Genomic DNA, 7,225 nt, shown 5'->3' on the forward strand with positions numbered 1-7,225 from the left:
TAGAATTTATGAAATTGAGTATTTAAAATTTTTTTAAGGAGTTTTTTATGCCTTTAGTTACTATAAAGCTTGCAAAACCTGCGCTAAGTAAAGAGCAGAAATCAAATTTGATTTCTGATATAACAGAACTTTTAAGTACTAAATATAATAAAAATAAAGAAAGAATAGTTGTTGTTTTAGAAGATATTGAAAATTATGATATTGCTTTTGGTGGAAAAAGTGTAGAACAAATTAAAAAGGAAGAAAATGATTGAGTTAAAAATAGGAGATATTGCACCTACTTTTGAATTATTAAATCAAGATGGAATTAAAATTTCTTTAAAAGATTTTATAGGAAAAAAAGTAATTTTATATTTTTATCCAAAAGATAATACTCCAGGTTGTACAATGGAAGCTTGTGATTTTAGTGGGGATTATGAAAAATTTAGTGAAAAAAATGCAGTGATTATAGGAGTAAGTCCAGATAGTGTTAAATCTCATACCAATTTTATACAAAAATATAATTTAAAACATATTTTATTAAGTGATAGCGAAAAAGAAGTTTCAAAAATGTATGGAGCTTGGGGACTTAAAAAAAATTATGGAAAAGAATATGAAGGTATTATAAGATCAACTTTTGTGATAGATGAAAAAGGAAAAATTATTAAAATTTATAAAAATGTTAAAGCTAAAAATCACGTGCAAAAAGTTTTTGAAGAACTTTGTTTATGTTAGTTCATATTTGTTGTAGTGTTGATTCTCATTTTTTTTTACAAGAATTAAAAAAATATTATCCTAATGAAAAACTAATAGCTTTTTTTTATGATCCAAATATCCATCCTTATAGCGAGTATGAATTAAGATATTTGGATGTAAAAAGAAGCTGTGATAAACTCAAAATAAAACTTTACAAAGGTGATTATGATTATATAACTTGGCTTAATGCAGTGCGTGGTTATGAAAATGAACCAGAAAAAGGATTAAGATGTTCAATTTGTTTTGATTTGAGAATTTTTAAAAGTGCTCAATTTGCGAAAAAACTTGGTGAAACAAAACTAACAACGACACTTCTTACAAGTCCTAAAAAAGATTTAAAGCAACTTGAGGAAGCTTTGAATAAACAATGCACTTCTTATGGTATTGAATTTATAGCTCCTGATTTTAGAAAAAATGGGGGCACACAAAGACAATTTGCACTAGCAAAAAAAGATATGCTTTATCATCAAAATTATTGTGGCTGTATTTATGGGCTTAAAAAGCAAAAGGAAAATAAAAATTTTATTGATGAATTAATGAGTCCAGTTACTAAGCAAATTCTTCCTTCTAGTATAGAAGAGAGAATTTTACTATATAAAAAAATTTCTAGATTAGAAAAGAGAAAAATTGCTTTTAAAATTTTAAGAGAAAAATTTCTAAATTATAGACTTTTAAAAGCTTTAATAAAAATTGATAAAAAAGTAGTTAGAAGTTATATTTTATTTTATTCTCATTTTAAAAATCCTTATATTAAATTTAGTTTAGATAAAGATTATGAACAAGTTTATATGAGTTTTAAAGATGAGATAAATTTTTGGGATTTTGATTATTTTAATGCTTTATTAAAAAATAGATTTGCAAATTTTAATGATTTTTTAAAAAAACCATTAAAAATTAAACAAGAAATTTCTTTGCGTCAAAAATTATTAGGTGCTTATAATCTTTCTCCTATTATTATTTTAGATAAAATTATTAAAGGACGTTATGAAATTTTAGCTCAAAGTGAAATTTATTTTGATACAAGAGAAAAAATTGTTTTTATTTAATATCATTTAAATTTTTATGCTTTTATTAGCATTTTTTTTGTAGAATTTCGTTTTTTATAAATATAATAATTATTGAAGGCTTTTAATGATAAATGTATCACAAATTCAAGAAATTTTACCCCATCGTTATCCTTTTTTGCTAGTAGATAAAATTATTGATCTTCAAAAATCACAAGTAGTTAGAGGCTATAAGAATATTAGCATTAGTGATCCAGTTTTTTTAGGACATTTTCCAGATCATCCTATTTATCCAGGAGTATTAATTTTAGAGGGTATGGCACAAACTGGAGGAGTTTTAGCTTTTGAAAGTATGGAAGATAAGGTTGATCCTAAAAGTAAAGTAGTGTATTTTACTGGTATAGATAAAGCAAAATTTAGAAATCCAGTGCGCCCTGGAGATAGGCTTGATTATGAAATGAGTGTTGTAAAAAATCGTGGAAATTTATGGATTTTTCAAGGAAAAGCTTTTGTAGATGGTGCATTAGTTGCAGAAGCAGAACTTAAAGCGATGATAATTGATAAATGAAAAATATTCATCCAAGTGCAGTCATTGAGCAAGGAGCTATTTTAGGCGAAAATGTTGTTATAGAGCCTTATGCTTATATAGGAAAAAATGTAAAATTAGGCAATAATGTCACTATAAAACAAGGAGCAAGAGTTTTAGCTCATACAAGCATAGGAAATAATTCTACTATTTTTTCTTATGCTATTGTAGGAGATATTCCTCAAGATATTTCTTATAAAAAAGATGAAATTATAAGTGGTGTAAATATAGGTAAAAATTCAATTATTAGAGAATTTGTGACAATAAATTCAGGAACACAAAAAGCAAATGGATTTACAACCATAGGAGATAATGCTTTTATTATGGCTTATTGTCATATTGCACATGATTGTGTTTTAGGCAATAATATTATTTTAGCTAATAATGCAACCTTAGCAGGGCATGTTGAATTAAGTGATTATGTTATCGTTGGTGGATTAACTCCTATTCATCAATTTGTTAAAGTTGGAGAAGGTTGTATGATAGCTGGTGCATCGGCACTTTCTCAAGATATAGTTCCTTTTTGTTTAGCTGAAGGCAATCGTGCAAGCATTAGAAGTCTTAATTTAGTAGGAATTAGAAGACGTTTTGATAAAGATGAAGTAGAAAGATTAAATAAAGCTTATAAATTTTTATTTAATAAAGGCAATATTAAAGAAAATGCCCAAGAATTGCTAGAAAAAAATTTAAGTGAAAATGTAAATAAAATGTGTCAATTTATTTTAGAAACAAAGCGAGGGATACCTATTTATAAAAGGAAAAATAATGGCTAAAAAATGTAGTTTTTGCGATGAGGTAGAGAATTCGCAAAGAAGAATAATTTCAAATGAGCATGGTGATGCTTTTATTTGTGAATATTGCGTTGAAGGAGCTTATACTTTAATTTTTGGTGAAGAAAAAAATTTAAAAGAAGTAAATCAAAAAGAAGATAATCATTTTAAAGATTTAACTCCAAAAGAATTAAAAGCTTATCTTGATCGCTATGTTATAGGACAAGAAAGAGCTAAAAAAGTTTTTAGTGTTGGAGTTTATAATCATTACAAAAGACTTTTTAAAACACATTTAAGCGAGGATGATACAGAATTATTCAAGTCAAATATTTTATTGATAGGTCCTACTGGAAGTGGTAAAACTTTACTTGCTCAAACTTTAGCAAGATTTTTAGATGTTCCTATAGCTATTTGTGATGCTACTTCTTTAACTGAAGCAGGATATGTTGGAGAAGATGTTGAAAATATTTTAACTAGATTATTACAAGCTGCTGATGGTGATGTAGAACGTGCTCAAAAAGGCATAGTATTTATTGATGAAATTGATAAAATTGCAAGGATGAGTGAGAATAGGTCAATTACGCGTGATGTAAGCGGAGAAGGGGTACAGCAAGCTTTGCTTAAAATCATTGAGGGTTCTTTGGTTAATATTCCTCCAAAAGGTGGTAGAAAACACCCGAATCAAGATTTTATTCAAATAGATACTTCTAATATCCTATTTGTTTGTGGTGGAGCCTTTGATGGAATAGAAACTATACTCAAAAGAAAATTGGGTGATAAAATTGTTGGTTTTTTTGATGATAAAAAAGAAAAAGATAAAAATCTAATGGAAAAAATTGAGCCTGATGATCTTGTGCATTTTGGGCTTATACCGGAGCTTATAGGACGTTTGCACGTGATTGCTTCTTTAAATGAATTAAATGAAGAGGATATGATAAGAATTTTAACTGAACCTAAAAATGCCATTATAAAACAATATCAAAAGCTTTTTGCAATTGATGGGGTAAGATTAAAATTTGAAGATGATGCTATAAGAGCAATAGCACAATTAGCTTTAGAAAGAAAAACTGGAGCAAGAGGACTTAGAAGTATTATAGAAGAAATAATGACTGATTTAATGTTTGAGCTTCCTGAATATAAAAATTATGACATTATTATTACAAAAGGTGTAGTTTGTGATAATGAAAAGGCTTTATTTATTAAAAAAACAGATAATAAAGGAAAAGAATGATACTTGATCAACTTATAGGATTTTTTTCTAGTGATATGGGGATAGATTTGGGTACAGCTAATACTTTAGTGTTAGTTAAGGATAAGGGCATAGTAATTAATGAACCTTCTGTAGTAGCAGTTGAGCGTGAAAGATACGGAAGCAAAGCTAAAATTTTAGCTGTAGGAAAAGAAGCTAAAGATATGGTGGGAAAAACCCCAGGTAATATAGAAGCCATTCGTCCTATGAAAGATGGTGTTATAGCTGATTTTGATATGACAGAAAAAATGATTCGTTATTTTATAGAAAAAACACATCGTAGAAAATCTTTTTTGCGTCCTAGAATTATTATTTCAGTTCCTTATGGCTTAACTCAAGTTGAAAGAAAAGCTGTTAGAGAAAGTGCTTTAAGTGCTGGTGCTAGAGAAGTATTTTTGATCGAAGAGCCAATGGCAGCAGCTATTGGAGCGAATTTACCTATACAAGAACCAAAGGGAAATTTAGTTGTAGATATAGGCGGGGGAACTACTGAAATAGGAGTTATTTCTTTAGGTGGGCTTGTTATTTCAAAGTCTATTCGCACCGCTGGAGATAAGCTAGATATGAGTATAGTAAATTATGTTAAGGAAAAATATAATTTAATAATAGGCGAAAGAACCGGGGAAGAGATTAAAATCACTATAGGATCAGCTATTCAACTTATGAAAGAATTATCAATGGTTGTTAAAGGACGTGATCAGGTAAGTGGTTTGTTAAGTCGTATTGAGCTTACAAGCGAAGATGTAAGAGAAGCTATAAAAGAACAACTTAAAGAAATTGCAGATGCTTTAAAAATGGTACTTGAAATGATGCCACCTGATTTAGCTTCAGATATTGTTGAAAATGGAGTTGTTTTAACAGGAGGAGGTGCGCTTATTCGAGGACTTGATAAGTATTTAAGTGAAATTGTTCGTCTTCCAGTTTATATAGCTGATGAACCTCTTTTAGCGGTAGCAAAAGGAACAGGAAAGGCTTTAGAGGAAATTTCATTATTGCAACAGCTAACTAATGAAGAGTAGAATTCGTTATATTTTAATTTTAGCTTTTTTGGTTTTTATTTCTTTTTATTATGGAGGGATAATAAAAAAGAATGTCCTTTGGATTAATGATTTAGTAATTGGAAATTTTTATAATATTAAAGAATACGTTTATAATAATATTTCAAAACATTTTAATCAAGCAGAGCAGATTTCTTATTTAAAAAAAAGAAATCAAGAGCTTGAAAATTCAAGTATTTTAGCTACCACTTTTGCTAATGAACTAAATCGCCTTTTGGAAGATAGAAATTCAACTCAATATTTTCCAAGAATTTCTTTAGTAAGAGCTATATCTTACGTTCAAATTAATGATTATAAAAGAGTATGGCTTGATTTAGTAAAGAATTATGAAAGTAAAAATAGAGGACTTATTTATAAAGGATTTACCGCAGGTATTTCTATCTATAAAGATGGACGTGCTATGGCTTTATTGCAAGGTGACAGTCAATGTGTTTTTTCAGTTTATATTGGAAAAGATAAAGCCCCCGGTTTGATTCAAGGTCGTGGCGGTAAAACTTATGTTAATTTTATTCCTAAATGGGCTAAAATCCAAGTAGGTGATGAAATTTTAACAAGTGGTCTTGATGGTGTATTTTTTGCCGGAATTCCAGTCGGTGTTATTACAAAAATTAATGATGAGGATATGTATAAAAGTGCCGAGATAGATCCATATGCTAAGATAAATATCCCAGCATATTTTTATATAGTTGATAATTTATGATTGATTTTTTAAAGCAATTAAAACACCTTCTATCATTTTTTTAATATCTCCATCTAAGATATTATCAACTTGAGAAAAAGCTTCATTAGATCGGTTATCTTTGACTTGTTGATAAGGAAAAAGTACATAAGATCTTATTTGATGCCCCCAACCAATTTCACTTTTTTCATTTGTATTATTAGCATCTTGTTGTTTCATAAGCTCTAATTCATAAAGTCTTGATTTTAACATTTTAAAAGCAGTGGCTTTATTTTTATGTTGGCTTCTATCATTTTGACATTGCACTACAATTCCGCTTGGCATATGAGTTATTCTTACAGCTGATTCTGTTTTATTAACGTGTTGACCACCAGCTCCACTTGCTCTATAATGATCAATTCTTATGTCTTTTTCTTCAATTTCAATTTCAATATCATCATCAAGTTCAGGGCTTACCATAACACTTGAAAAACTAGTATGACGACGTCCTGCACTATCAAAAGGAGAAGTTCTTACTAAACGATGAATTCCATTTTCAGCTTTTAAATAGCCATAAGCATTTTCACCTTTAACTAAAAAACTAACATCTTTAAGTCCTGCTTCATCACCTTCTTGAAAATCTAAAGTTTCAACTTTAAAGCCTTCTCTTTCGCAAAATCTTAAATACATTCTATAAAGCATACTTGCCCAATCATTGCTTTCTGTTCCACCAGCTCCTGGATGTATAGAAACTATTGCATTTTTACTATCATTTTCTCCACTTAAAAGCATAGAAATTTCAAGACTAGTGATAGTATCTTCTAGTTTTGGGGCATCATCAAATAAAGATTTTAAAATTTGTTCATCATTTTCATCATTGGCTAAATCAAAAAGTTCGCTAGCATCATTAACTGCATTGAAAGCATTTTCATAGTTTTTTAAAAGATTAGAGATTTTTGTCTTTTCCTTGCCTATAATACCTGCTTGTTTAACATCACTCCAAAAACTTGGAGAATTTTCTAATTCTTCTATTTCTTTTAAGCGTTTTTTTATATCGTGCGGTTTTATAATAGAGGCAATATTATTAACTTTATTTTTAAGAGTTTTAATAAGCTCATTAAATTCATAATTATCCATAAAATTCTTTCTTTATATTTATAAAAAT

9 protein-coding genes are annotated in these 7,225 nt (G+C 28.6%); 8 read left to right on the forward strand and 1 reads right to left on the reverse strand.

Annotated features, from left to right (window positions below):
- The first annotated feature begins 47 nt into the window (after positions 1–47).
- The 8 genes from JG677_RS06235 to mreC all read left to right on the forward strand — a co-directional run bounded on the left by JG677_RS06235 (position 48) and on the right by mreC (position 6,102).
- On the forward strand, positions 48–254 hold the full coding sequence (locus JG677_RS06235; protein ID WP_200169786.1) for a tautomerase family protein: 207 nt from the start codon (positions 48–50) through the stop codon (positions 252–254).
- A complete protein-coding gene (gene bcp / locus JG677_RS06240) occupies positions 250–714 on the forward strand; it encodes a thioredoxin-dependent thiol peroxidase (protein WP_200285740.1) in 465 nt (154 codons plus the stop codon). The genes JG677_RS06235 and bcp overlap by 5 nt, the downstream gene beginning before the upstream one ends.
- The gene (locus tag JG677_RS06245) at positions 708–1,781 is read left to right on the forward strand and encodes an epoxyqueuosine reductase QueH (protein ID WP_200217599.1); all 1,074 of its coding nucleotides are present in this window, start codon (positions 708–710) and stop codon (positions 1,779–1,781) included. Before bcp ends, JG677_RS06245 begins: the two co-directional genes overlap by 7 nt.
- Positions 1,782–1,866: 85 nt before the next feature.
- Positions 1,867–2,307: a 3-hydroxyacyl-ACP dehydratase FabZ gene (gene fabZ / locus JG677_RS06250; protein WP_200169784.1), complete on the forward strand. Its 441-nt coding sequence runs from the start codon at positions 1,867–1,869 to the stop codon at positions 2,305–2,307.
- Positions 2,304–3,098, forward strand: a complete 795-nt coding sequence (lpxA, locus tag JG677_RS06255; RefSeq protein WP_200285733.1) for an acyl-ACP--UDP-N-acetylglucosamine O-acyltransferase — start codon at positions 2,304–2,306, stop codon at positions 3,096–3,098. Before fabZ ends, lpxA begins: the two co-directional genes overlap by 4 nt.
- The gene (gene clpX, locus JG677_RS06260; protein ID WP_200285735.1) at positions 3,091–4,326 is read left to right on the forward strand and encodes an ATP-dependent Clp protease ATP-binding subunit ClpX; all 1,236 of its coding nucleotides are present in this window, start codon (positions 3,091–3,093) and stop codon (positions 4,324–4,326) included. Before lpxA ends, clpX begins: the two co-directional genes overlap by 8 nt.
- Complete coding sequence (locus JG677_RS06265) at positions 4,323–5,363, forward strand: rod shape-determining protein (RefSeq protein ID WP_131163032.1); 1,041 nt, start codon at positions 4,323–4,325, stop codon at positions 5,361–5,363. The genes clpX and JG677_RS06265 overlap by 4 nt, the downstream gene beginning before the upstream one ends.
- Positions 5,353–6,102: a rod shape-determining protein MreC gene (gene mreC, locus JG677_RS06270; protein WP_200169781.1), complete on the forward strand. Its 750-nt coding sequence runs from the start codon at positions 5,353–5,355 to the stop codon at positions 6,100–6,102. The genes JG677_RS06265 and mreC overlap by 11 nt, the downstream gene beginning before the upstream one ends.
- Here the strand turns inward: mreC and prfB are convergent.
- The gene (gene prfB / locus JG677_RS06275; protein ID WP_200285738.1) at positions 6,097–7,197 is read right to left on the reverse strand and encodes a peptide chain release factor 2; all 1,101 of its coding nucleotides are present in this window, start codon (positions 7,195–7,197) and stop codon (positions 6,097–6,099) included. The two genes, mreC and prfB, sit on opposite strands and share 6 nt — an antisense overlap.
- Between the last annotated feature and the right edge of the window lie 28 nt (positions 7,198–7,225).

The sequence above is a fragment of the Campylobacter sp. TTU-622 genome, from assembly GCF_016598965.1.
Classification (GTDB): Bacteria; Campylobacterota; Campylobacteria; order Campylobacterales; family Campylobacteraceae; genus Campylobacter_D.